The 23,305-nt window shown below is 73.5% G+C and carries 19 protein-coding genes; 3 read left to right on the top strand and 16 right to left on the bottom strand.

Annotated elements, in window-relative coordinates; all coding sequences use genetic code 11:
* Nucleotides 1-126 precede the first annotated feature (126 nt).
* Nucleotides 127-1,719: an ABC transporter substrate-binding protein gene (locus LXM90_RS08250; protein ID WP_234082326.1), complete on the top strand. Its 1,593-nt coding sequence runs from the start codon at nucleotides 127-129 to the stop codon at nucleotides 1,717-1,719.
* 16 nt (nucleotides 1,720-1,735) lie between these two features.
* On the opposite strand, the gene putA is transcribed toward LXM90_RS08250, so the two are convergent.
* Nucleotides 1,736-5,422, bottom strand: coding sequence for a trifunctional transcriptional regulator/proline dehydrogenase/L-glutamate gamma-semialdehyde dehydrogenase (gene putA / locus LXM90_RS08245; RefSeq protein ID WP_020094574.1), 3,687 nt, complete (start codon nucleotides 5,420-5,422; stop codon nucleotides 1,736-1,738).
* Nucleotides 5,423-5,524: 102 nt separating this feature from the next.
* Nucleotides 5,525-6,337: a hypothetical protein gene (locus tag LXM90_RS08240; RefSeq protein WP_020094575.1), complete on the bottom strand. Its 813-nt coding sequence runs from the start codon at nucleotides 6,335-6,337 to the stop codon at nucleotides 5,525-5,527.
* 141 nt (nucleotides 6,338-6,478) lie between these two features.
* Between LXM90_RS08240 and LXM90_RS08235 the strand changes: the two genes are divergently transcribed.
* The gene (locus LXM90_RS08235) at nucleotides 6,479-7,525 is read left to right on the top strand and encodes a saccharopine dehydrogenase family protein (protein ID WP_091926893.1); all 1,047 of its coding nucleotides are present in this window, start codon (nucleotides 6,479-6,481) and stop codon (nucleotides 7,523-7,525) included.
* A gap of 143 nt (nucleotides 7,526-7,668) precedes the next feature.
* On the opposite strand, the gene LXM90_RS08230 is transcribed toward LXM90_RS08235, so the two are convergent.
* The 5 genes from LXM90_RS08230 to LXM90_RS08210 all read right to left on the bottom strand — a co-directional run bounded on the left by LXM90_RS08230 (nucleotide 7,669) and on the right by LXM90_RS08210 (nucleotide 14,096).
* On the bottom strand, nucleotides 7,669-9,192 hold the full coding sequence (locus LXM90_RS08230; RefSeq protein WP_091978743.1) for a UxaA family hydrolase: 1,524 nt from the start codon (nucleotides 9,190-9,192) through the stop codon (nucleotides 7,669-7,671).
* A 46-nt stretch (nucleotides 9,193-9,238) separates the two neighbouring features.
* The gene (locus LXM90_RS08225; RefSeq protein ID WP_026605164.1) at nucleotides 9,239-10,549 is read right to left on the bottom strand and encodes an MFS transporter; all 1,311 of its coding nucleotides are present in this window, start codon (nucleotides 10,547-10,549) and stop codon (nucleotides 9,239-9,241) included.
* Between the two features lie 107 nt (nucleotides 10,550-10,656).
* On the bottom strand, nucleotides 10,657-11,727 hold the full coding sequence (locus LXM90_RS08220) for a malate/lactate/ureidoglycolate dehydrogenase (RefSeq protein WP_234082324.1): 1,071 nt from the start codon (nucleotides 11,725-11,727) through the stop codon (nucleotides 10,657-10,659).
* A 120-nt stretch (nucleotides 11,728-11,847) separates the two neighbouring features.
* Entirely contained in the window at nucleotides 11,848-13,347 is a 1,500-nt protein-coding gene (locus LXM90_RS08215) for a M81 family metallopeptidase (RefSeq protein WP_020094580.1), read from the bottom strand.
* 32 nt (nucleotides 13,348-13,379) lie between these two features.
* The gene (locus tag LXM90_RS08210; RefSeq protein ID WP_020094581.1) at nucleotides 13,380-14,096 is read right to left on the bottom strand and encodes a DUF1194 domain-containing protein; all 717 of its coding nucleotides are present in this window, start codon (nucleotides 14,094-14,096) and stop codon (nucleotides 13,380-13,382) included.
* A 222-nt stretch (nucleotides 14,097-14,318) separates the two neighbouring features.
* Between LXM90_RS08210 and LXM90_RS08205 the strand changes: the two genes are divergently transcribed.
* Nucleotides 14,319-14,540 carry a hypothetical protein gene (locus tag LXM90_RS08205; RefSeq protein ID WP_020094582.1) on the top strand — a complete coding sequence of 74 codons (222 nt, stop codon included), beginning with the start codon at nucleotides 14,319-14,321 and terminating at the stop codon, nucleotides 14,538-14,540.
* A gap of 18 nt (nucleotides 14,541-14,558) precedes the next feature.
* Here the strand turns inward: LXM90_RS08205 and LXM90_RS08200 are convergent, their stop codons facing one another.
* The 9 genes from LXM90_RS08200 to LXM90_RS08160 form a co-directional block, all read right to left on the bottom strand.
* The gene (locus tag LXM90_RS08200) at nucleotides 14,559-15,326 is read right to left on the bottom strand and encodes a DUF1223 domain-containing protein (RefSeq protein WP_020094583.1); all 768 of its coding nucleotides are present in this window, start codon (nucleotides 15,324-15,326) and stop codon (nucleotides 14,559-14,561) included.
* Between the two features lie 7 nt (nucleotides 15,327-15,333).
* Entirely contained in the window at nucleotides 15,334-16,350 is a 1,017-nt protein-coding gene (locus LXM90_RS08195; protein ID WP_020094584.1) for a lipid A biosynthesis lauroyl acyltransferase, read from the bottom strand.
* Nucleotides 16,351-16,489: 139 nt separating this feature from the next.
* A complete protein-coding gene (locus LXM90_RS08190; RefSeq protein ID WP_234082321.1) occupies nucleotides 16,490-17,512 on the bottom strand; it encodes a zinc-binding dehydrogenase in 1,023 nt (340 codons plus the stop codon).
* A gap of 11 nt (nucleotides 17,513-17,523) precedes the next feature.
* Complete coding sequence (locus tag LXM90_RS08185) at nucleotides 17,524-17,811, bottom strand: SH3 domain-containing protein (RefSeq protein WP_026605165.1); 288 nt, start codon at nucleotides 17,809-17,811, stop codon at nucleotides 17,524-17,526.
* 32 nt (nucleotides 17,812-17,843) lie between these two features.
* Nucleotides 17,844-18,611, bottom strand: a complete 768-nt coding sequence (locus LXM90_RS08180; protein WP_020094587.1) for an SDR family oxidoreductase — start codon at nucleotides 18,609-18,611, stop codon at nucleotides 17,844-17,846.
* The gene (locus LXM90_RS08175; RefSeq protein ID WP_020094588.1) at nucleotides 18,608-19,891 is read right to left on the bottom strand and encodes a beta-ketoacyl-ACP synthase; all 1,284 of its coding nucleotides are present in this window, start codon (nucleotides 19,889-19,891) and stop codon (nucleotides 18,608-18,610) included. Before LXM90_RS08175 ends, LXM90_RS08180 begins: the two co-directional genes overlap by 4 nt.
* Nucleotides 19,892-19,990: 99 nt before the next feature.
* Entirely contained in the window at nucleotides 19,991-21,256 is a 1,266-nt protein-coding gene (locus LXM90_RS08170; protein WP_419149854.1) for a Zn-dependent hydrolase, read from the bottom strand.
* Between the two features lie 117 nt (nucleotides 21,257-21,373).
* On the bottom strand, nucleotides 21,374-21,835 hold the full coding sequence (locus tag LXM90_RS08165) for a tellurite resistance TerB family protein (protein ID WP_020094590.1): 462 nt from the start codon (nucleotides 21,833-21,835) through the stop codon (nucleotides 21,374-21,376).
* Nucleotides 21,836-22,065: 230 nt separating this feature from the next.
* On the bottom strand, nucleotides 22,066-23,232 hold the full coding sequence (locus tag LXM90_RS08160; protein ID WP_020094591.1) for a carboxylate-amine ligase: 1,167 nt from the start codon (nucleotides 23,230-23,232) through the stop codon (nucleotides 22,066-22,068).
* Nucleotides 23,233-23,305: the final 73 nt, after the last annotated feature.

Here is a 23,305-nt window from a genome sequence, read left to right as displayed (position 1 = left end):
GCGACCCGTCCGGCTACCGGCCCGGGCGGGTTCTGAGATCCTGATCGAAGCGCGGCAGTGGCGCACCACTTGCACGCGAACCCGGCTTGCGGCCAGATCGGACGCCGCCGTGACCGGGATCGATTCATGAAGCGACGTACCCTGCTGACCGGCGCCGGAGCCCTGATGGCCGGGGCTCTCGCCCGGCCGGCCCTGGTCCGAGCGGCCTCCGCGACGACCCTGCGGTTCGTCCCCTACGCGGACCTCGCGCTCCTCGACCCGATCATCACCACCAATTACGTCACGCGCACCCACGCGCTGATGGTGTTCGACACGCTCTACAGCCTCGACACCGCCTACCGCGCTCAGCCGCAGATGGTGGCGGGCCACGAGGTCGCGTCCGACGGCCTCACGTGGCGCCTGACCCTGCGGGACGGCCTGCGCTTCCACGACGGGACGCCCGTCCTCGGCCGCGACGTGGTGGCGAGCCTGAAGCGCTGGGCGCAGCGCGATGCCTATGGCGGGGCCCTGTTCGCGACGGTGGACGAACTCTCGGCCCCCTCCGACACGGTGGTGCAGTTCCGCCTGAAGCGGCCCTTCCCGCTCCTGCCGGACGCCCTGGCCAAGCCGACCTCCTACGTCCCGGTGATCATGCCGGAGCGCCTGAGCGCGACGCCCGCGACGCAGCCGGTGCCGGAGATCGTCGGCAGCGGCCCGTTCCGCTTCGTCCCCGAGGAGCGGGTCCCGGGCTCACTCAACGTCTACCGCCGGTTCGAGGCCTATCGACCGCGCCCCGACGGCACGCCGAGCTTCACGGCGGGACCGCGGATCGCGCATTTCGACCGCGTCGAGTGGCGCACGATCCCCGACGGCGCGACCGCGGCCGGCGCCCTGCGCTCGGGCGAGATCGACTGGTGGGAGCAGCCCCTCGTCGATCTCGTGCCGGACCTGAACCGCCAGCCCGCCGTGCGGGTGGATCTGGTGGAAACCGCCGGGCTGATCGGCCAGATCCGCCTCAACCACACCCTGCCGCCCTTCGACAATCCCGCGATCAGCCATGCGCTGCTCGCGGCCGTCGACCAGACCGAGATGATGGACGCCGTCGCCGGCAGCGACCCGGCGATCCGGCGCGGGCCCGTCGGCATCTTCACGGCCGGCGGGCCGATGGCGTCCTCGGCCGGCATGGAGGCGCTGACCGCCCCCCGCGACCTCGCCGCCGCGAAGCGGGCGCTGGCGGCGGCGGGCTACAAGGGCGAGCGCGTCGTGCTGCTCTCCGGGACCGACGTGCCGCGGATCAACGCGATCTGCGAGGTGATGGCCGATGCCTGCCGCAAGATCGGGATGAACCTCGACGTCGTCGCCACCGACTGGGGGACGGTCAACCAGCGGATCCTGAACGCCAAGCCCCTGGACCAGGGTGGCTGGTCGATGTTCGGCATCTTCTCCGGCGGGCTCGACCACCTCTCGCCGGCCTACCATCTGGCCGCCCGCGGGAACGGCCGGGCCGGCGTGCCGAGCTGGCTGACCGACGCGCGCCTGGAGGAGCTGCGCGGCGCGTGGTTCGACGCGCCGGACCTCGACGCCCAGAAGGCCCTGGCGGCGCGGATCCAGGCGCGGGCCCTGGAGGTCGGCGCCTACCTGCCCTGCGGCCAGTATTTCCAGCCGACCGCCTACCGGCGCGACCTCGAAGGCATGCTGACCGGGCTGCCGCTGTTCTGGAACCTGCGCCGGTCGGCCTGACCGGGCAGATGCGAGCTCACCCGACGCTCATCAGGCTGGCATTGCCGCCGGCCGCCGCGGTGTTGATCGTGGTGGTGACCTCCTCCACCAGGCCGGCCGGATCGTAGAGGTCGCCGGCCGCCAGCGCCTCCGGGCAGCGGGCCTGGATCGGCAGGATCGCGCCCTCGCGGGCCGCGACGGCCCTGTTCAGGGCCAGCAGGTCGTCGGCGTCGCCCGCGAACAGGACCCCGGCGATCGCGCCCGCGCGGTCGAGGTCCGGCGCCCGGGCAACCCGCGCCGCGCACGCTTCCGGCAGACCGTCCAGGACCGGATCGCGCCCGTCCGGCCCGATGACGACGGCCGCGTTGCCCGTGCCGAGGATCGCGCCGAGCTGGAGCAGGAGCGCCGTCTCGGTCGCCGCCACAGCCGCGACGCGCCCGCGGGGACGCAGCGCGTAGAGGTTGCGCTCTCCGACGGGACCGGCCAGCGCGATCGCGGCGCGGCTGGGATAGCGGACGGATTCGAGCCTGTCCGCGAGGTCGTGCCGGTGCCGCGAGCGCAGCCACGCCGTGTAGGGACGCAGTGCCGAATCGTCGGCGGCCAGCCCGTCGCGGGCGGCGGCGGGTGCGCGTCGCAGCAGGCGGCCGAGGGCCAGCGGGCCGCCGGCCTTCGGGCCCGTCCCCGACAGCCCGGAGCCGCCGAAGGGCTGCACGCCGACAACCGCGCCGATGATGTTGCGATTGACGTAGCGGTTGCCGGCCCGCACGCGGTCGAGGACGCGGTCGATGGTCTCGTCGATGCGGCTGTGCAGCCCGAAGGTGAGCCCGTAGCCGGTCGCGTCGATCGCCGCGAGGAGCGCGTCGAGGCCGTCGCGGCGGTAGCGCAGCACGTGCAGCACCGGCCCGAACACCTCCTGCTCGACATCGGCGACGGCCCCGATCTCGATCAGGGTCGGCGGCACGAAGGTCCCGGCGCCGGCCTCGGGCGGCAGGGGAAACTGCTCCACCGGGAAGCCCCGCGCGCGCATCCGCGCCACGTGTCCGACGACCCGGTCGGCGGCCTCGGCGGTGATGACCGGCCCGACATCGACGGGCAGGGCCCGCGGGTCGCCCACCCGCAGCTCGCGCAGGGCGCCCTTCAGCATGTGCAGCAACCGGTCGGCGATCTCCTCCTGCAGGCACAGGATGCGGAGCGCCGAGCAGCGCTGCCCGGCGGAATCGAAGGCCGAGGCGATGACATCCGCCACCACCTGCTCGGCGAGCGCGGAGGAATCGACCACGAGGGCGTTCTGGCCGCCGGTCTCGGCCACGAACGGCACCGGCTCGCCGAAACGGTTCAGCCGCTCCGCCAGAGCCCGCTGGATGCCCTTGGCCACCGCCGTCGATCCGGTGAACATCACGCCCTGCACGCGCGGATCCTCGACCAGGGCGGCGCCGACACGGCCGTCGCCCGGCAGGAGGTGCAGCGCCTCGACGGGAATCCCGGCCGCGTGCAGCGCGCGGACGGCAGCGGCCGCGATCAGCGGGGTCTCCTCGGCGGGTTTCGCCAGGACCGTGTTGCCCGCCGCCAGGGCGGCCGCGACCTGACCGACGAAGATCGCCAGCGGAAAATTCCACGGCGCGATGCAGGTGACCGGACCGAGCGGCGCGTGCGCGTCCCCGAGGGTCCGCTCGGCCTCGGCGGCGGCGTAGCGGAGGAAGTCGACCGCCTCGCGGATCTCCGCGACGGCGCTCGCGCAGGTCTTGCCCGCCTCCCGCACGACGAGCCCGATCAGCGGCGGCATCTGCGCCTCGAGGGCGTCGGCGGCCCGCCGCAGGCAGGCGGCGCGCGCGGTCGCCGGCGTCGCCGCCCAGCCGGCCGCGCCCGCCTGCGCGCGCGCCACGGCGACCGCCACGGTCTCGGCCGTCGCCGCCCGGTATAAGCCGACGATGTCCCGGCGGTCGGCGGGATTGTGGACGGGTTCGTCGGCCGCCGCGTCGTCCGCGCCCGAGGGTGCCGCCCGCCACGCGGTGCGGCCGCTCGCCGCCAACCCGTCCGACAGCTGGGCGAGGGCCGCCTCGTCGGCGAGGTCGAGCCCGGCCGCGTTGGCGCGGGCCGGGCCGTAGAGCGCCCGGGGGGCCGCGATCCGCGGATGCGGCGCGCCGGGATCCGGCGCGGCCTCGACGGCGACGACGGGGTCGGCGATCAGATCCGCCACCGGCACGGCCTTGTCGGCGACCCGGTTGACGAAGGACGTGTTGGCCCCGTTCTCCAGGAGGCGCCGCACCAGGTAGGCGAGCAGGGTCTCGTGGGTGCCCACGGGCGCGTAGATGCGGCAGGGCCGCTGCAGGATCTCGCCGGCGACGACCGCCTCGTAGAGCGGCTCGCCCATGCCGTGCAGGCACTGGAACTCGTACTGGCCGAGCCGGAAATCCGGGCCGGCCATCTCGACGATGCTCGCGAGGGTCTGGGCGTTGTGGGTGGCGAATTGCGGGAAGACCGCGTCGGGCGCCGCGAGCAGCCGGCGCGCGCAGGCGAGGTACGAGACGTCGGTGTGGACCTTCCGGGTGAAGACCGGGAAATCCGCCAGACCGTCGACCTGCGCCCGCTTGATCTCGCTGTCCCAGTAGGCGCCCTTCACGAGGCGCACCATCAGCCGCCGGCGGCACCGCCGCGCGAGGTCGATCAGCACGTCGATAACGAACGGGCAGCGCTTGCCGTAGGCCTGGACCACGAAGCCGAGCCCGTCCCAGCCGGCGAGATCGGGCTCGGCGGCGAGACGCTCCAGGATGTCGAGCGACAGGTCGAGGCGGTCGGCCTCCTCGGCGTCGATGTTGAGACCGATGCCGTGCCCCTCGGCGAGGCGGGCGAGGTCCCGCACGCGGGGATAGAGTTCGGCCAGGACCCGGTCGCGCTGCGCGCGGGCGTAGCGGGGATGGAGCGCCGACAGCTTGATCGAGATTCCAGGGCCGCGGAGCACGCCGCGCCCGGCAGAGGCCGCGCCGATCGCCGCGATCGCGTCCGCGTAGGCGCGCCGGTAGCGCTCGGCGTCCTCGGCGGTCACGGCGGCCTCGCCGAGCATGTCGTACGAGTAGGTGAAGCCCTTCGCCTCGAGCCGCGCCGCGTGCCGCAGGGCCTCGGCGATGGTTCGCCCCGCCACGAACTGCTCGCCCATCATCCGCATGGCGAGATCGACGCCGGTCCGGATCACGGGCTCGCCGCCGCGGGCGATCAGCCGGGTGAGCGCGGCCGACAGGCCGGCCTCGTCCCGGGTCGCCGCCAGCTTGCCGGTCACGAGCAGGCCCCAGGTCGCCGCGTTGACGAAGGGCGACGGGCTGTGCCCGAGATGGGCGGCCCAGTCGCCGCCGGCGATCTTGTCGCGGATCAGCGCGTCCCGCGTCGCCGCGTCGGGGATGCGCAGCAGCGCCTCGGCGAGGCACATCAGCGCCACGCCTTCCTGGCTGGACAGCGCGTACTCTTGGATCAGCCCCTCGACGCCGCCGCGGGTGCCCTGGCGCCGCAGGGTCTCGACGAGGCGACGCGCGTCCTCGGCGACGCGCCGAGCCGCTTCGGGCGGCAGGCGCGCTTCTTCGAGGAGCGGGAGCACGCAGTCCCGCTCGGGCCGCCGGCAGGCCGCGATCACCGCCCGCCGCAGGGGCGACAGGTCCGGCAGGCCGCCGGCGAACGCGCCGAAAGGCCCGCTCGCCGCGACGGCCGCCTCGTCGACAACGCCGGATCCAGACATGGGCCGCCCCTCGGACACGGCGCGCTGGCATCGCGCCGTCGCGGACTCACGCTACACCGTCGGGGGCCCGCGTCGAGGCCGAACACGCTGTGGCCGATCGCGTCACTTCGAGGCCTGCGCGTGCGCGGATTCCAGCGCGACGGCCAGGAGCGGCTGCGCGCCCTCCCGGCGCAGCGTCGCCACGGGAATCACCACCGGGTCGGCACAGGCCTGGACGACGTGCGCGAGGTCGAATTGCACCGCGAGGCCACCGGCCTTGGCGTCGAGCCACGCCATCATGGCCGGCGGCTGCCCGTCATAGGTCTCGGCGACGGCCTCGCGGCACTCCTTGTCGGCGTCGTCCGCCTTCGGATCGCCCGTCTTCGGGCGATAGCCCGCGAGGTAGAGGGCGTGCAGCCTCTTCGACGCGAGCGTCACCATCTTGGTCCCGCCCGGGCCCTCCGCCAGGGCGAGCTTGCCGGTCAGGGAGTTGGGCAGCAGGGTCGTCCAATCGACCGGGGCGCCGGTGGTGAGATCGTAGACGATCGACATCGTGCCGCTGTTCGGGTGCGCGCCGCCGCAGAACCCGCTGTCGAAGATGACGAAGCTCAGGAAGCGCGGGCCGCGCATCGGGGCCTGGACGGTGCGCTCCCAGGAGCTGTTCTTCCCGCCCTGATCCTTGCACGCCTGCTCGGCCTGCAGGGCCCGCGCGTCGAGGCGCTTCAGCGCCGCGTTGATCCGACGCTCGGCCTCGTCGGCCGGCGCGGCGATCTGCGGCATGGCGGCGATGCCGGGGCTCGCGTCGGACGGCGCCTTCAGGACCACCGACCCGTCACCGGCCCGGGCGGGCGCGGCCAGACCCAGGAGGACAGCGCCAAGGCAGGCGATCCTGCGGCTGGCGCGGCGCGCGCGCGGCGGGAGGTTACGCTCGTACATCGTGCCTCGGCTCCTGTTCGGGCGGGGACGGAGGGTTTCAGATCCCCGCCGCGGGACGATCGGATCGGCGCAGCCCTAGCATCCGGGGCGGCGACGCGGCGCGCGCTTTGACACCGGCGGAAGCGGTGTCAGAACCCCGGGATGACCGCGATCCTGATCTATGGCGCCACCGGCTATACCGGGCAGCTCCTGGCCGCGCACGCCGTCGGGCAGGGATTGCGCCCGATCCTGGCAGGGCGCGATCCCGAGAAGCTGCGGCCGCTGGCGGCCCGGCTGAACCTCGAGATGCGGGCCGCGCGGCTCGACGATGCCGCGGGCCTGCAATCCGCCCTCGCGGGCGTGGCGGCGGTGATCCACGCGGCCGGCCCGTTCTCGCGGACGGCGCGGCCGATGGCCGAGGCCTGCCTCGCCGCCGGCGCGCACTACGTCGACATCACCGGCGAGATCGCGGTGCTGGAGGCCCTCGCGGCCAAGGATGCGGCCGCGAAGGCGGCCGGCATCGTCCTCCTGCCGGCGGCGGGCTTCGACGTGGTGCCGAGCGACTGCCTCGCCGCGCACGTGGCCGGCCGCGTTCCCGGCGCGACGCATCTGCGCATCTCCATCGGCGGGTTCGGCGGCTTCAGCCGCGGCACGGCCCGCACCATGGTGGAGGGCATCGCCTGGGGCACGCGGGTGCGCCGGGACGGGCGCATCGTAGAGTTGCCGAGCCCGCCGCGCGCCACCGCGGATTTCGGAACGGGACCGCGCCGGACCGTCGGGCTCGGCTGGGGCGACGTGTCGAGCGCGTGGTACTCGACCGGCGTCCCGAACATAGACGTTTACTTCGAGGCCTTCCCCGCCATGGCGGCGGCGGCCGGCCTGCCCGCCGGCATCCGCCGCATCATCGCGGGCGGCACCGCGCAGCGCCTGATCAATCGCGGCATCGACCGGCTGCCGGAGGGCCCTTCGGCCGCCGCGCGCGAGAAGGCCCGCAGCACCTTCCTGGCGGAGGCCTGGGACGGCGCCGGCCGCCGCGCGGCGAGCCGGATGGAGACGCCCGAGGGCTACACGCTCACCGTCTGGACCGCCTTGGAGGCGGCCCGCCGCGTCGCTGCCGGCACCGTCGCGCCCGGCTTCCACACGCCGGTCACGGCCTTCGGCCCCGACTTCATCCTGAGCTTCCCGCACGTGGTCCGGACCGACCTCTGAGACCAGGCCTGCACGGCGGTCGGAATGGCCGTCTCTGCGTGCGCAGCGAAGCAATCCAGGGCTGCGCCACACTCACCGAAGTTTCGCCTCCCCGGATCGCCGCGCTGCGCTCGCGATGACGGCGGAGCGCGCGCCCCGCTCCCTCACACGGTCGCGCCGATCTGCCAGGGGGCGAATTCCGACGCGCCGAAATCGAACTGCTCGCTCTTCGTCCGCTCGCCGCCGGCGACCCGCAGGATGAGGTCGAAAATCCGGTGGCCGGCCTGCTCCACGCTCTCCGCGCCGTCGAGGATCGTGCCGCAATTGACGTCCATATCCTCCTCGAGTCGACGGTACATGGCCGAGTTGGTGGCGATCTTGATCGAAGGCGACGGCTTGCAGCCGAACACGCTACCGCGGCCGGTGGTGAAGCAGACGAGGTTCGCGCCGCCCGCGACCTGCCCGGTCGCCGAGACCGGGTCGTAGCCGGGCGTGTCCATGAAGACGAAGCCCTTGGCGGTGACGGGATCGGCGTAGCGCAGCACGTCGACCAAGTTGGTGCTGCCGGCCTTCGCCATGGCGCCGAGGGACTTCTCCAGGATCGTGGTCAGGCCGCCGGCCTTGTTGCCCGGCGACGGGTTCGCGTCGATCTCCGAGCCCTCCTTGCGGGTGTACTCCTCCCACCAGTGCATCAGGTCGACGAGCTTCTGGCCGACCTCCGGGCTGATAGCGCGGCGGGTGAACAGGTGCTCGGCGCCGTAGGTCTCGGTGGTCTCCGACAGGATCACCGTGCCGCCGTTCCGCACCACGAGGTCGCTGGCGATCCCCAGCGCCGGGTTGGCCGACACGCCGGAATACCCGTCCGAGCCGCCGCACTGCAGGGCGACGATCAGCTCGCTCGCCGGCACCGGCTCGCGGTGGACCACGTTCGCTTCGGCCAGGATGCCGGTCACGAACTCGATCCCGGCCTCGACGGTCTTCCGGGTGCCGCCGAGGCTCTGGATGTTCATGCTGCGGATCCGGCCGCCGAGCCCCTGCTCCTCCAGGAAGGCGCCGATCTGGTTCACCTCGCAGCCGAGCCCGATCATGACGATGTGGGAGAAGTTGACGTGCCGCGCGTAGCCCGCGAGCGTCCGCCGCAGGAGCCGGAGCGGCTCGCCCATCGCCATGCCGCAGCCGGTCTTGTGGGTCAGCGCCACGACACCGTCGACGTTGGGATAGGGGGCGAGCGGGTCGAGGCCGAGGATCGGGTGCCGCCGGAACGCGTCGGCGATCAGGTCGGCGACGTGCGCGCTGCAATTCACCGAGGTGAGGATGCCGACGTAGTTGCGCGTCGCCACGCGCCCGTCGGGGCGGCGGATGCCCTGGAAGGTCGCGGGCGGCGTCACCAGCTGGGTCGGCCTCGCATCGACCCCGAACGCGTAGTCCCGGGCGAACTCGCCCATCCCGAGATTGTGGACGTGGACGTGGCGGCCGGCCGCGATGTCCGCCTTGGCGAAGCCGATGATCTGCCCGTACTTGGTCACCGGCTCGCCGCTCCGGTGGGCCCGGACCGCGACCTTGTGGCCGGCCGGGATCCGCTCCGCCGCCGCGACGCCGTCGGCGACCGGCGTTCCCGGCTCGATGGCGCCGCGGGCCACGGCCACGCCGTCGGCGGGGCGGAGGGTGATCACGGGATACGTGGACATCGGTCTCTCCTCGGATGCCGTCGCGCCGGTCGCCGTCACCGCGCCGTCACCGCGCCGCTTCGGGGCGCAGGGCCGGGGCGCGAGCGTCGCGGACCGGCAGCGGCGCGATCTCGCCGACCACGAACAGGTAGATGAAGGCGCCCAGCAGGCAGAACCCGCCGGCCACGATCAGGGGGATCACGAACGAGCCCTGGGTGACCGTCAGCATGACGCCGGTGAAGGTCGTCGTCACGATCCCGGCGACGTTCGACGCGAAGTTCTGGATGCCGCCGATCGAGGCCACGTGGGCCGGGGTCGGCGCCACGTCGCCGGGTAGCGCCCAAATCGAGGCCGCCGTGAAGGCGAGGCTGCCGTAGGCGACCGCGAAGCACAGCAGCGCCACGTAGATGTTGGGCGCGATGATCGACAGGGTGATCACCGACGACATTAGCATGCCGCCGACGAGGCAGGTCTTGCGGGCGGCGGTGAGGCTCCAGCCACGGCGGTAGAGCGCGTCCGACGCGAAGCCGCCGAGCCAGCCCGCGGGGATCGACGCCAGGGCGGGCAGGCTGCCGAGCGTGCCGAGCTCCGCCAGGGAGAAGCCCCGCGCCTTGACCAGATAGGTCGGGAACCACGTGATGAAGAAGTAGATCACGAAGTTGAGGCAGAAGAAGCCGGCCATCATCCCCCAGACCGTGCGGTAGCGGAACAGCGACAGCCACGGCACCTGGTTCTGGGCGTCCGCCGCGTCGATGGTCTTCGGCCGCTCCTGCGCGGCCCGGAGCCGGGCGAGCTCCTCCGGCGACACCTTCGGGTGGTTCTCGGGCTCGCGGTAGAGCCACATCCAGAACACCGCCCAGACGAAGCCCAGCACGCCGGTGACGACGAAGGATTCCCGCCAGCCCAGCGTCGCGATGACCCAGGAGACCAGCGGGATCGCCAGGGCGGAGCCCACCCGGGAGCCGCTGTCGAAGATGCTGCTGGCGAAGCTGCGCTCGCTGCGCGGGAACCACGAGGCCGCGACCTTGGCGAAGGACGGGTAGGCCCCGGCCTCACCGATACCGAGCAGCATGCGCAGGCCGAGCAGGGACAGGAACCCCCGTCCGACCGCGGTCAGCGCCGTGCAGGCCGACCACCAGACCACCGCGACGACGAGGGAGAGCCGCGCGCCGACCCGGTCGGCCACGTAGCCGAAGGGCAGCTGCATGATCGCGTAGGTCCAGAAGAAGCCCGACAGGATCAGGCCCATGTCGGTGGCGTCGAGCCCGAGTTCCTTGGTCATGGATGGCGCGGCGACCGCGAGGTTGGCGCGGTCGATGTAGTTGATGGCGTTGGCGGCCATGCAGAGGCCGATCATGAGCCAGCGCAAGCGAGGCATCGTGGGCTCCTCCCGTCTTCCGGGTATGGCGTCCCCGGTCCGTGCGGCGCCCCCGTTGAGGCCGGGGGTCGCCGCCGAGCGTGGTGTCGTGCCGGGTCGTTCCCGGCTCAGGTGCGATAGGCGTTGCCGTCGAGGCCGTGCGGCCGGCCGGCGGCGAGAAGGGTCTCCCAGACGGGTTCGGGCAGCGGCACGCCCTCGGCGAGGCGCTCGGCGCGCATCCGCCGCTCCGGCTCGCCGGGCAGCAAAACCTCGGCACCCGGCATCGGCTTGGCGCTCTTGAAGAACTCGAGATAGGCCCGCGTCTCGGCGGCGAGGGCGTCCTCGGTGCCGAGGGCCGACGGCGTGACGTAGATCGACAGCATGCCGTTGCAGATCCGCCGCTGCCCGGGACCGGCCGTGCCCGAGCCGGTGAGCGCGCCGGCCAATAGCTCGCACATCAGCGCGAGGCCGGAGCCCTTGTGCTCGCCGAAGGCCCGGATCGCACCCGCCCCGCGCTGGTTGTCGCGCTCGACGCCCTCCAGCGGGCCGAACAGGGTCGCCGGGTCGGCGCTGAGGCGGCCGTCGGGCTCGATCAGCGCGCCCTCGGGCAGCGGCTTGCCGCCCCTCGAGGCGACGAGCACCTTGCCCTCGGCGACCAGCGACGTGGCGAAGTCGAGGATGATCGGGTCGCCTCCTGGAACCGGGAAGCCGGCCGCGAAGGGCGCCGTCGAGAAGCGGCGCTCCACGGAGCCGAACGGCGCCACGAGGAGGCTCCCCGCCACGTTGACGAAATGGACCGAGACGAGCCCCGCCGCCGCCGCCCGCTCGGCCCACTCGCCGATCCGGCCGATATGCCCGGCATGCCGCAGGGCGATGATCGCGACGCCGTTCGCCCGCGCCTTGGCGATCCCGAGATCGATGGCGACGGGGCCGGCCGTCTGCCCGAACCCGTAATGGGCGTCGACGAGTGCGAAGTTCGGCGCGTCGGTCACGATCTCGGGCGTGCGGCCGGCCTCGACCTCGCCGGCGCGCAGCCACTCGATGTAGCGGGTGACGCGGACGACGCCGTGGCTGTCGTGGCCGGTGAGGTTCGCCGCCACGAGGAAGCGGCCGATGCGCTCGGCCTCCGGCTCGGCGCAGCCCTCGCGCACGAAGATGTCCCGCACGTAGGCGGTCAGCCTGTCGGCCGGAATCCGCATCCCGTCTCTCCCTCGCCGCGCCTCACCGAGCGCGTACGGGATGAACCTAGCGCCCTCGCACGTGCGGGGCGAGCACCGGCGGGTGACGGCGGCCGCCACCTGTCGTCCCCGCCGGACCGGTCACGGGTCGGACGGGACGGGCCCGGGCGGGTCGCCGTAGGGGAAGAAGTCGGCGGCCCGCATCTGCGCGTAGGCGAGGTGATCGAGGCGCACCGTGCCGAGGAACGGCTCCGGCGGCTCCACCAGCAGGATCGTGCGGGCGTAGCCGCTGTCGTCGAAGCCGCGCCGGAAATGCACCCGCGACTTGATCGCCACGACGTCGAAATCCGCCGGGTCCAGGCCGAGCCGCCACAGCTCGTCGGGCTCGACGATCTGCGCGAGCTGCGGGCTCAGCACGAGGACGTTGCCGGCCCCGAACGCGACGCAGATCCAGGTGCCTCCGCCGCCGCTGCCGGCGACGCCGGGCTCCGGCGCGGCGACGACGCGCAGCACGGTCCCGGTGATGCGCACCGGGTCGCCCGCGGACGGGTCGCCGCCACCGCCGACCGGCGCGTCGAACGGGTCGCCGGCCGCGAGGGACCCCGCCGCGATGTCGGGGGACGCCACCGTGGCGACCAGGGTGCGGGCGAGGCACTGCCGGAGGATCTCGCGCAGCAGCCAGGTCGCCCGGCCCGACCGGTCGCTGTGGTCAGCGAGGACCACCGGGGCGGCGCCCTCCGCCACCGCCGCCCGGGCGAGGCGCACGCCGTCGGCGATCGTGTGGATCCGCGTCGCCTCGAGCAGCGCGCGCCGCTGCCGCCACGCGAAATCCGCGACATCCCGCGCCACCCGCTCGGCGAGGGCCGGGTCGTCGTCGGTGATCGCCTGCACGGTCATCCCGCCGTCCGGGGCGTCGCCCCACGGGAAGCCGAAGAAGACGTTCACGTACACGTCCGGCTCGCGCGCCTCCCAGACGAGGGCCCGCTGCACGAGGTCGGACCACGGTGCGGCGCCGGTCCACTGCACGACGGTCGGCGAGAGGATCGGCACCTTGAGGGTCCGGTGCGCCGGCCGGAAGTCGCCGCGCACGGCGCGCACCAGCATCCGGGCGGCCCGCTGCCCCTGCAGGTGGCCGTCGTAATGCGGGAAGTACTTCACCGCGAAAGCCATGTCGGCGTGGTCGAGGAAGGCGGCGTCCTCGTTGCCGTGCAGGTCGAAGGTCCCGACCAGGATCGACCCCTCGCCCACCGCGGCGCGCACCTGGCGGGCGATGTCGGCCTCCGGCCTGGGGACGCCGCGCACCGCCATCGCGCCGTGCAGGGCGAGATAGACCCCGTCGAACGGGCCCTGCGCCCGCAGCTCCGCCACCATCTGCCCGAGGAAATGCGCGTAGGCGTCGGCGGTGATCCAGCCCGAGGCGGTGCCGGTGCGCGGCCAGAGCGGCGAGGTGATCCCCACGAGCTCGACGCCGTCGTACTCCCGCGCCACCTGCACGAAGCCGCCCATGTAGCCCTTGGGATCGGTGGCGAGCAGCGCGGCCCCGGCGGCCGGTGAGCCGGGATAGATGAAGTCGTCCCGGGTCGTGTCGTTCGGCAGGAACGTGACGGTCTCGTGCGTGAACTGGAGGACGGCAAGGCGCATCGATGGTCGGTCCTCTGGGATCCGGGTGACGGTCAGGAGATCTCGCGCACGAGCTTCGCGATGAGCGAGCGTCCGAAGGCCGCGAAGCTCTCGGCGGTCATCACGAAGGCGCCCTCCCCGCCGATCACGACGCTCCGGTAATACGCGGCCAGGCCGCCCGCCGGATTGGTATGCTCTTTCAGGAAGGCCGGCATCCCCTCGGGTTCGGTGAGGATGACGATGCCGTTCACCGTGATGCCGGCCGCCACGGCGGCGTCCCGGGCCTCGGCGATGGGCCGCCCGGCATTGCCGGTGCCGTCACCGGAGATGTCGATCACCCGGCGCTCGGCGCGGAACGGCGCGCGGGCCAGAAGGTCGGCGGCGAAACCGATCGCGGACCCGATGGCGGTGCGTCCGTAGAACGGCCGCGGCACCGCGCGGAGGCGCGCCGCGAAGGCGGCCGCGTCCTGCGCCGAGGCGATCACCATCCAGTCGACCGCGACCTGCTGCTCGCCGGGTCCGGCCCAGTCGAACAGGGCGACGCCGATGCGCCCGGTCAAGCCGTCGCCGATGGCGCGCAGCACGCGCGGGTCGCCGAAGGCCTCGGCGTAGCCGCGGCGCTCGAGGTCGAACCGGGCCTCGCTGATGCTGAGCGACACGTCCACCGCGAGGACGAGGAGGAGGTCGACGCCCGTATCCGCGGCGCGGGCGGGGCGGCCGGCCAGCGACAGGGCGGCGAACATCCCGGACAGGAACGGGCGTCGCCGCATGGCCGACCCTCGATCTCGGGCGCCCGCGCGGGACGGCGGGCCGCTCACCCATGCAACGAGCCTGCCGACCCGCCGGTTCGAGCGCTCCGGCCGCGACGCGCGAAGGTTCCGCTCCCGCGGCGCGGACCCGCGCCGCTTTCGGCCGCATCACGGGCCGGAGCGGCCGCCCTACCTGCCGCGGATCGGGGCGCCGCCGGCGCCGCCCACCCAGCGACAGTCGTCATGCAGCGTGTTCGCCGAATCGGTCGTGCCATCGAGAACGGGATCGTCGGAGCCGTGACCGGGACGGTCGCAGGCGTCAGCCGGATGATCGACGGGCTGATCGGGCTGGTGGGCCGCCTGTCCGAGCGCCTCGACGCTCGCCTGTCGTCGCTCGCCGACGCGTCCCGGGCGCGCCACCGGCGCGAGGGCCGCCGGCAGATCGACCCGATCTCGCTGGAGTAGCAGCGCGCGACCCCGCGCCTAGAGCCCCGGTCCCTTGGCGGCCCCGAAGATGCGGCCCGGCTTGCCGTCGGCCGCGCCCTGGAGCAGGACGACCCAGCTGTCCGCGTCGGCGACGCGGGCCTGGGTGTCGGGCACCTCGAAGCGGGTCGGCTGGCCCGTCCAGGGACCGAGCCGCTGCATGCCTCGGACGACGTTGACGTAGGTCGCCGTCCGGCCGCCGTTCTCCCCGGACTGGATCGCGATGGCGCGGCTGCGGAGCACGGGCACCAGCCAGACGTCGCCGCGGATCTCGGTCTTGGCCTCCGGGGCCGCCCCGACCTCCACTAGGATCCGGTCGCCGTTGGTCTCCCCGCGCACCGGCACCGGCAGCCCGCCGTGCTGGCAGGCATCGCGGATCAGGCGCTCCAGGGCCGGCCGGTCGGACCCGACGGCGAAGCCGTTGCCGTCGACCACGACCTGGGGCGTGAACACCTGTCGGGCCCCGCGGCCCCGCGCGTAGGCGCGCTGGCGCTCGGTCAGCGGCCGCAGCGCGAGCGTGTCCTTCCAGCCGAGATAGTCCCAGTAGGTCACCGGCAGGGTCAGGGCGATGACGCCGGGCTTGTGGGCGAGGTCGCGCAGGACCGGGTCGGCGGAGCGGCAGGCGCCGCAGCCCTGGCTGGTGAAGAGCTCGACCACGGCGCGGACGGGCTCGGCCCGCGCCGGCATCGCGGCCAGCGTCGCGCAGGCAAGCAGCGCGGCGCGCAGCGCGCGGCGGTCGCGGGTCGGGGCGCGGTGCCGGGGCGTCATCGATCCATCAGACCGTCTGCGAGGCCGAAGGTGAAATCACGTTGGCTTGAGAGATCTCTACTGTCGGTTGAAGTGGCGCCGGCGCCACTCTCGGCTTGGGCAGCATGTCGGGCCGCCAGCGGCGATGCATCCACAGCCACTGGCCGGGGTTCTCCCGCACCCAGCCCTCGACCACGGCCGTCATCGCCTGCATGGCGCCGGCGACGTCGATGGTCCCGTCGGCCGCCCTGGGCAGGTCCAGGGGCGGCGTCAGCTCGAGGCGGAAGCGGCCCTCCGGCAGGCGCACGACGCGCACGCCGTGCACCGGGCAGTCGTAGTGGCGGGCGAGCTTGGCCAAGAGGGGGTTGGCGAGGCATGGCCGGCCGAGGAACTCCACCACGACGCCGCGGGTGAAGTGCTGGTCGATCAGTTGACCCAGGTGGCCGCCGGTCTCGACCACGTCGCGCATGGCGAAGACGGCGCCCGGCGTGGAGGCGGCGAGCCCGCCCATCGTCCGGCGGCGGACCTCCTGGACGAGGCGCGCGGCGGCGGGGTTGTTCGGCGGCCGGAACACCGCGGTGGCGTCCAGGCCGAAACGGGCCGCGCAGATCGCCGGCAATTCCCAGTTCGCCAGATGCGCCGAGAAGATCAGACCGGGCCGGCCATCGTCGCGCAGGGCGTAGAAGTGCTCGATCCCGGCGACCTCCGTCCGCAAGTCGCCGGTGGCGGCGGGATCGTAATCGAACAGGCTGTCGAGATGGGCGTACTCGGCCCCCGTCCGGCCGAGATTGTCCCAGGCCTCCAGGGCGATCCGCTTCCGCTCCGCCTCCGACATGTCGGGGAAGGCCGCCCGGAGGTTCGCCATCGCCGTGCGGTGCGCCGGCAGGAGCGGTCCGAGGGTTCGCAGGAGCGCGGCGCCGAGTGCCGTGGACCGGACCGGCCCGAGGATCCGGGCCAGCAGCACCAGGGCGCGGATCACCGGGATCATCGCGAAGCCCGCGAGGCGCGGGTACGACCGTTTGAGCAGGAGGGCGAGACGCAGCACAGTCGATTCCAGAGAACGGTACGGGCGGCCCCCCAGCGCACCCGTACAGCGACGTTTACGACAAGTCTCCCGCAGCGCGAAATGCGGATCGCCGCACCCGGTGACGGTGCGGCGCCGGGCGGGTGCGCCGCTGCCGGCGCTACAGGCTGACGAGGATCTTGCCGAACACCCGGCGCGATTCGAGGCGCTCCAGACCCTGCGCGAAATCCGCCAGCGGGTACACGGTATCCACCACCGGTCGAATGCCCGCTTCCATCTTGGCGAGGGCCTGCCCGATATTCGCGAGCGAGCAGCCGAACGAGCCGGTGATGCGGTACTGCTGCTGGAACAGCTGCATCAGGTTCATGGTCGCCGAGACGCCCGAGGTCGATCCGCAGGTCACGAGTCGGCCGCCGCGCTTCAGGCAGAGCAGGGAGCCGTTCCAGGTATCGGCGCCGACATGCTCGAACACCACGTCGACTCCCTTGCGCTTCGTGAGCCGGCGGACCTCGCCCTCGAAGCGCTCGGTGCGGTAGTTGATGACGTGGTCGGCGCCGAGCTCGGCGGCCTTGCGACCCTTCTCGTCGTCGCCGACCGTCGTGTAGACGGTGCAGCCGATCGCCTTGGCCATGCGGATCGCCGCGGTCCCGATCCCGGAGCCGCCGGCATGGACCAACACGCTCTCGCCGGGCTCAAGGCGCGCGTTGTCGAACAGCATGTGCTGGACCGTGCCGAAGGCGATGCCCGCACAGGCGGCGTCGGTGTCGCTGACGCCGTCCGGCACCTTCACGACGAGGCGGGCCGGCATGGTCACCAACTCCCGGGCGAAGCCGTCGAGATGGAAGCCCATCACGCCGGACACGTCCTCGCAGAGGTTGTCGCGCCCCTCGCGGCAGGCCTTGCACTTGCCGCAGGTCATGGCGCCGTACGGCACGACCCGGTCGCCCGCGACGAGGCCGGTGACGTCCGCCCCGACCGACTCGACGATCCCGGCCGCCTCCGCGCCGACGATCAGCGGCATCTTCCGCTTGGCGAAGGCCATGCCGCGGAAGCCCCAGACGTCGATGAAGTTGAGGCCGACCGCGCGGATGCGGATCCGGACCTCGCCGGCGCCGGGCGCGGGCGGCGGCTCGATCTCGGTGAGGCGCAGGTCGCGGTCGCCGAACAGTTGGAGGGCTCGCATCGTGTCTCTCGTCACTCCGGCGCCAGGTAGCGCCGCCGCGCCCATCCGAGGGCGCGTCCGGCCTTCACCCGGCACCACGTGGTGCGGCTCGGCGTGTCGTTGGTGCAGCCGAAGACCAGGGCGCGGCTGCGGATCTCACCGATCTGCTCGGCGGACGGGTCCGGCTCGGCGCGGATGCTGAGCGGCTCGCCCGGCGGCAGGCCGGAAATTCGGTAGACCTGCGGCTCCGCCCGGGCGTCGCCCGGGGCCAGGAGAGCCGCGCCGCAGAGGGCGGCGGTGAGGGCGAGGCTGGCGCGCATCGGCAGAATCGTCCGGTTCGGCGGCGCCACCGTCAGGTCCGGTGGACACCCATCATGGCGGTCAGGCCGCCATCGACGGGCAGCACGGTCCCGGTGATGTAGGATGCCCCCTCGCCCATCAGGAAGGCCGCCAGCGCCGCGACATCCTCGGGCCGCCCGAAGCGGCCGGCGGGAATCTGGCGCTCCATCCCGTCGCGGTAGGCGGCGTAGCGCTCCATCATGGCGGTGTCGACGAAGCCCGGGGCGATGACGTTGACGGTCACGCCGCGCTTGGCGGTCTCGATCGCCAGGGTGCGGCAATAGGCGATGAGCGCGCCCTTGGTCGCCGCGTAGGCGGCGTTGCCGGCATTGGCCCGCAGGGCGGCCACGGAGCCGACCGCCACGATGCGGCCCGCGCGCGCCCGGGTCATCTCCCGCACCAGCGCCTTGGCGAGGCGCGTCAGCGAGAAGAAGTTGACCTGCATGGCGGCCTCGGCCCGCTCCTGATCGAGCATCGCCGCGAGGGCGTCGCAGGACTGGCCGGCATTGTGGACGAGGCCGTAATAGCCCGCGGCCTCGGCGGTCTCGCAGAAGGTGTCCAGCGCGGCCCGGTCGGCGAGGTCGACGGGATGGGCCGCGAAGGACCGGTCCGGGTAGGTCGTCCGCAGCTCGGCCAGCAGCGCCTGCGCGGCCTCGGCCGAGGCGCGGTAGGTGAAGTCGACGCCGAGGCCGGATCCCGCCAGCGCGCGGACGATCGCGGCGCCGATGCCGGACGCGCCGCCGGTCACGAGGACCCGGCGCGGGGTGTCGGCGGCGCTCACGCGGGCTCCGCGCCGAGGACCAGGCAGGTGTTCTGGCCGCCGAAGCCGAACGAGTTCGACAGCACGGTCCGCACCGGCAGATCGCGGGCGGTCTCCACGATGTCGAGGGCGATGGTCGGGTCCGGCACGCGGTGGTTGATGGTCGGCGGGATGCGGCCGTGGCGGATGGTCAGCAGCGAGACCGCCGCCTCGATGGCGCCGGCCGCCGTGAGGGTGTGGCCGATCATCGACTTGTTGGAGGTGACCGGCAGGGCGGCCGCGCGGTCGCCGAACACGGCCGCGAGGCCCAGGGCCTCCATCTTGTCGTTCTCCGGCGTCGAGGTGCCGTGCGCGTTCACCGTGTCGATCGCCTCGGCCGCCACACCGGCATCGTCCAGGCTCGCCCGGATCGCCGCGATGATCGGCGCGCCGTCGGGGCTGGACCGGGTGCGGTGGAAGCCGTCGCCCTTCTCGCCGCAGCCGAGGACGTAGCCGAGGATCGCGGCGCCGCGCGCGACGGCGACCTCGGCGTCCTCCAGCACCAGGGCGGCCGCGCCCTCGCCCATGACGAACCCGTCCCGGTCCTTCGAGAACGGCTTCGAGGCGGTCGCGGGCTCGTCGTTGCGGGTCGAGAGCGCCGAGAGCAGCGAGAAGCGGATCAGCGATTCCGGGTTCACCGAGCCGTCCGTGCCGATGCAGAGCGCCGCCGCGGTCTCGCCGCGCCGGATCGCCTCGACGCCGAGCTGGATCGCCGTGGCCCCCGACGAGCAGGCGGTCGAGAGCGAGATCGGCGAGCCCTTCGTGCCGAAGCGGTCAGCGATGCGATCGGCGACCGTGCCGAAGATGAACAGGTCGTGCCAGGGATCGAAGCGGCGCGTCGCCGCCGCCCGCAGGAGGCCGGCGTAGTCGACCGGGCCGTCGCCGCCCGCGGCCTCGGCCAGGGCCTGCCGCTGCGGCCACTCCATCTCGACCGGCGGGACCGCGATGAACAGGGCGCCCGGGAAATCGCCCCTGGCGCCGATCCCGGCCTGCGCCACCGCCTCCTCGGCGGCGACGGCGGCGAACCGCTCGGACAGGAGCGGCGCGACGAGCGGATCGGTGTCGAGGAAGTCCACCGTCCCGGCGATGCGGGTGCGCAGCGTGTCGGTCGGGAACCGCGCGATCGCGTGGATGCCCGACCGGCCCTCGGTCATGGCCGCCCACGTGTCGGCCTGTCCCTGACCGAGGGAGGAGACGACGCCGATGCCGGTGACCGCGACGAGCGGCCGGCCCCTGGCGTCGCGGTAGGATCGCGCGCTCATGGAGCGGTCCTTACGGGATTTTCCGCCGCGGTACACCTCCGCGCGGGCGGTGCGGCGCGCCCGGCGCCGGGACGACGGGCGCCGTCCCGGCGGGAAGCCTCAGGCGCGCGGCGCGTTGGCGAGGCGGAGCACCGTCTGCAGCAGGACGTCGGCGCCGGCGGCGCAGTCGGCCTGCGTGGCCGATTCCGACTCGTTGTGGCTGACGCCGTCCTTGCACGGCACGAAGATCATCGCCGCCGGGACCTTCGCGGCGAGGTTGCAGGCGTCGTGGCCGGCGCCCGAGATGATCCGGCGGCGCGGATGCCCCAGGCTCTCGGCGGACGCGTCGATCGCCGCCACGATCGCGGGGTCGAACGGCACCGGCTCCTTCCGCCAGATCCGGGTCAGCGCGATCTCCAGATGGCGCCGCGCCGCGATCTCGGCGGCCGCCTCGCCGAGCGCCGCCTCCATCGCGTCGAGGGTCTCGGAGCGCGGATCGCGCACGTCCACCGTGAAGGCGACCCGGCCCGGCACGACGTTGCGGGAGGGCGCCAGGATCGCGGCCTCGCCGATCGTCGCCACCGCGGTGGGCGCGTGGCCCAGCGCGATCCGCTCGGCGGCCAGGGCGAATTCCGAGAGCGCGAGCAGCGCGTCGCGGCGGCGCGGCATCGGCGTCGTCCCGGCGTGGCTCTCGAAGCCGGTGATCACGCCGTCGAACCACATGATGCCCTGGCCGCCCTCGACCACGCCGATGGTCTTGTCCTCGGCCTCCAGGATGGGCCCCTGCTCGATGTGCAGTTCGACGAAGGCGCCGATCTCCCGCGTGCCGACGGCCTCCACCCCGCGGTAGCCGATGGCGTCGAGGGCCTCCGCCACCGTGGTGCCGGCGGCGTCGCGCTTGGCCAGGATCTCGTCCGTGGTGAAGTCGCCCGCGTAGGCCGCCGAGGCCATCATGGCGGGGGCGAAGCGCGAGCCCTCCTCGTTGGTCCAGTTGACCACGAGGAGCGGCGCCTCGGTCTCGATGCCGGCATCGTTCAGGCTGCGCATCACCTCGAGCCCCGCCAGCACGCCGAGGACCCCGTCGAACTTGCCGCCGGTCGGCTGGGTGTCGAGGTGCGAGCCGAAGGCGATCGGCTTGCGGCCCATGTCGCGGCCCGGCCGCAGGGCGTACTGCGTGCCGAGCGCGTCGACCGACACGGTGAGCCCGGCCGCCTCGCAGGCCTCCCGGAACCAGTCGCGGACCTGGCCGTCCTCGGCCGAGAGCGTCAGGCGGTTGATGCCGCCGGCCGGCGTGCCGCCGAATTGCGCGGTCTCCAGGATCGTCGCCCAGAGGCGCGCTCCGTCGGCGCGCAGGTTGTGGGTCTTGCTGAGGCTCATCTCGGCCATGCCGGTTCCTTTCACGGCGGATCGCCGTGCGACGCTGACGTTATAGGCGGGCGCGGCCGACTTCGCAGCGCTCCCACCACGCGCACCCGAGAGCAACCGCGGTGCCAACCGGGCCGGTCAGGCCAGCGGGCGCCGCACCGGGTTGGCGCGCAGGAGCGCGATCGCGTCGACCCGGAGGGCGACGGCGATCTCGCCGAGAGCGCCCGCCTCGATGTTGCTGATCCCGTCCTGGTCGGCGACGTCCGCGGCGATCAGGAAGACGTTCTCGCGCTGGGCCGCGGGCCGCTCGGCGACCGCCGCGACGTGGCGCAGGTTCTCGGCCCGGCCGAGGCGGGTGCGAGCCCGGGCGATGCCCTCGTAGAGCTCCGTCTCCAGCATGAGCGCGTCGTAGCCCTTCATCAGGACCGGGTCGGCCTTCAGGCCATGCAGGGCGGCGTCGAATTCGGGGCCCGCGACCTCGCCGTCGGCCACGATGACGTTGGCGGCGGCCGAGACCGCCGCGAGCATCAACGCCTTGTCGCCGGCATAGGCCGTCACGGTACGGCCGACATGGCCGAAGAGGTCGCGCAGGAGGCTCATTCCGGAGGGTCGGCCGCGGAGTCGGGGTGGCTGCTGGGACGCGAGGGATAGCAGAGGACGGCACGGAGGGAACCCGTCGCCGCGCGACCGGCCATAAAGGCGCGCGGTACCGGCGGCCAGACATCCTTCGGCAACATGGCCATGCGACTCATACGGCCGACCGCGTCCTCGAGCGCGGCCGACGGAACGCGGCCTCGACGATCCCCCCTCAGCCGGTTCCGCGCCCGTCGTCACGCCGCCGGAGCGATGTTCGGGTGCCCCCCAGGCCCGGACCTCGAGCCGGCGGCGGTCTCCGCCGCGAGATGATCGACCACCGCCGACAGAGCCGCGCGCTCCCGCGCGCCCGACCGGCGCGCGGCCGCGAACACGCCCATCTGCCTGTCGGCGCTGGTCCCCTCCGCCACGATCCGCGCCGCGTGCCCGCAGGCGGCGGCGCAGCCCAGCGCCTCGGCATCCTCGGCGATGTCGGCGAGAAGGGTCTCGACCAGCGCGGAGACCGGCACCGTCCGGACCTGCGCCTCGTCGATGAGCGTCGCGCGCACGCCGTCGCACTCGGCCCGCCAGAGATTCTCCATGACGAAGCCGCGGGAGGCGGCGGTCAGGCCGGCATTGAGCCGCTTGTCCCGGACCACCCGGCGCACGAGGCAGCGGAACAGCGCGGCGATGCACAGCGCGTCGTCGAGGCGCGTGCAGCTGTCGGCGACCCGCAGTTCGAGGGTCGGATATTTCAGCGACGCGCGCACGTGCCACCAGAGATAGCTGGCATCCGCGATGGCGCCCGAGCGGGTCATCACGTCGACGTAGCGGGCGTAGTCGTCGGCATCGGCGAACAGCTCGGGCACGCCCGTGCGCGGCAGCTCGGCGTAGGCGCGCATCCGGTAGCCGGCGAGGCCGGTCAGTTGCCCCTGCCAGAACGGCGAGCCGGTGGAGAGCGCGAGCAGCACCGGCAGGTAGGGCAGCAGCCGGTTGATCAGCCCGACCCGCGCCTCGGGGTCCGGGACCTCCACGTGGACGTGAAGGCCGCAGACGAGGTTGCGCCGGCCGAGCATCCGGAGGTCGGCCATGATCCCGTGGTATCGGGCCTTGTCGGTGGGGCGCTGGTCACGCCACCGGGCGATCGGATGCGTGCCCGCGGCGAAGGTCAGGATCCCGCGCTCGGCGCCGATCTCCGCGAGGCTGCCGCGCAGATCCGCGAGATGCCCCCGTGCCTCGGCGAGATCGGCGGTCGGCGGCGAGGCCACCTCAACCTGGCACTGGAGCTGCTCGCGCTCGGCGTCGTCGAGGCGGGCCCGCACGGCGGCATGGAAGGCCCGGAGGCCGGCCCGCGGCGTGCCGCGCGTGCGCGCATCGGCCAGGAAGAACTCCTCCTCGATGCCGAACCTGTAGGCGTGGGCCATCCGCGCTCCCTGCCCCGGACGGGCCGATCCGCGTCCGGCGAACGCCGCCGCACCGGCCGGGTTCCGACCGGGC

This window comes from Methylobacterium oryzae (genome assembly GCF_021398735.1).
Lineage (GTDB): Bacteria > Pseudomonadota > Alphaproteobacteria > Rhizobiales > Beijerinckiaceae > Methylobacterium.
Note: the sequence above shows the minus strand (reverse complement) of the source record. Positions and strands in the feature narration are given on the sequence as shown.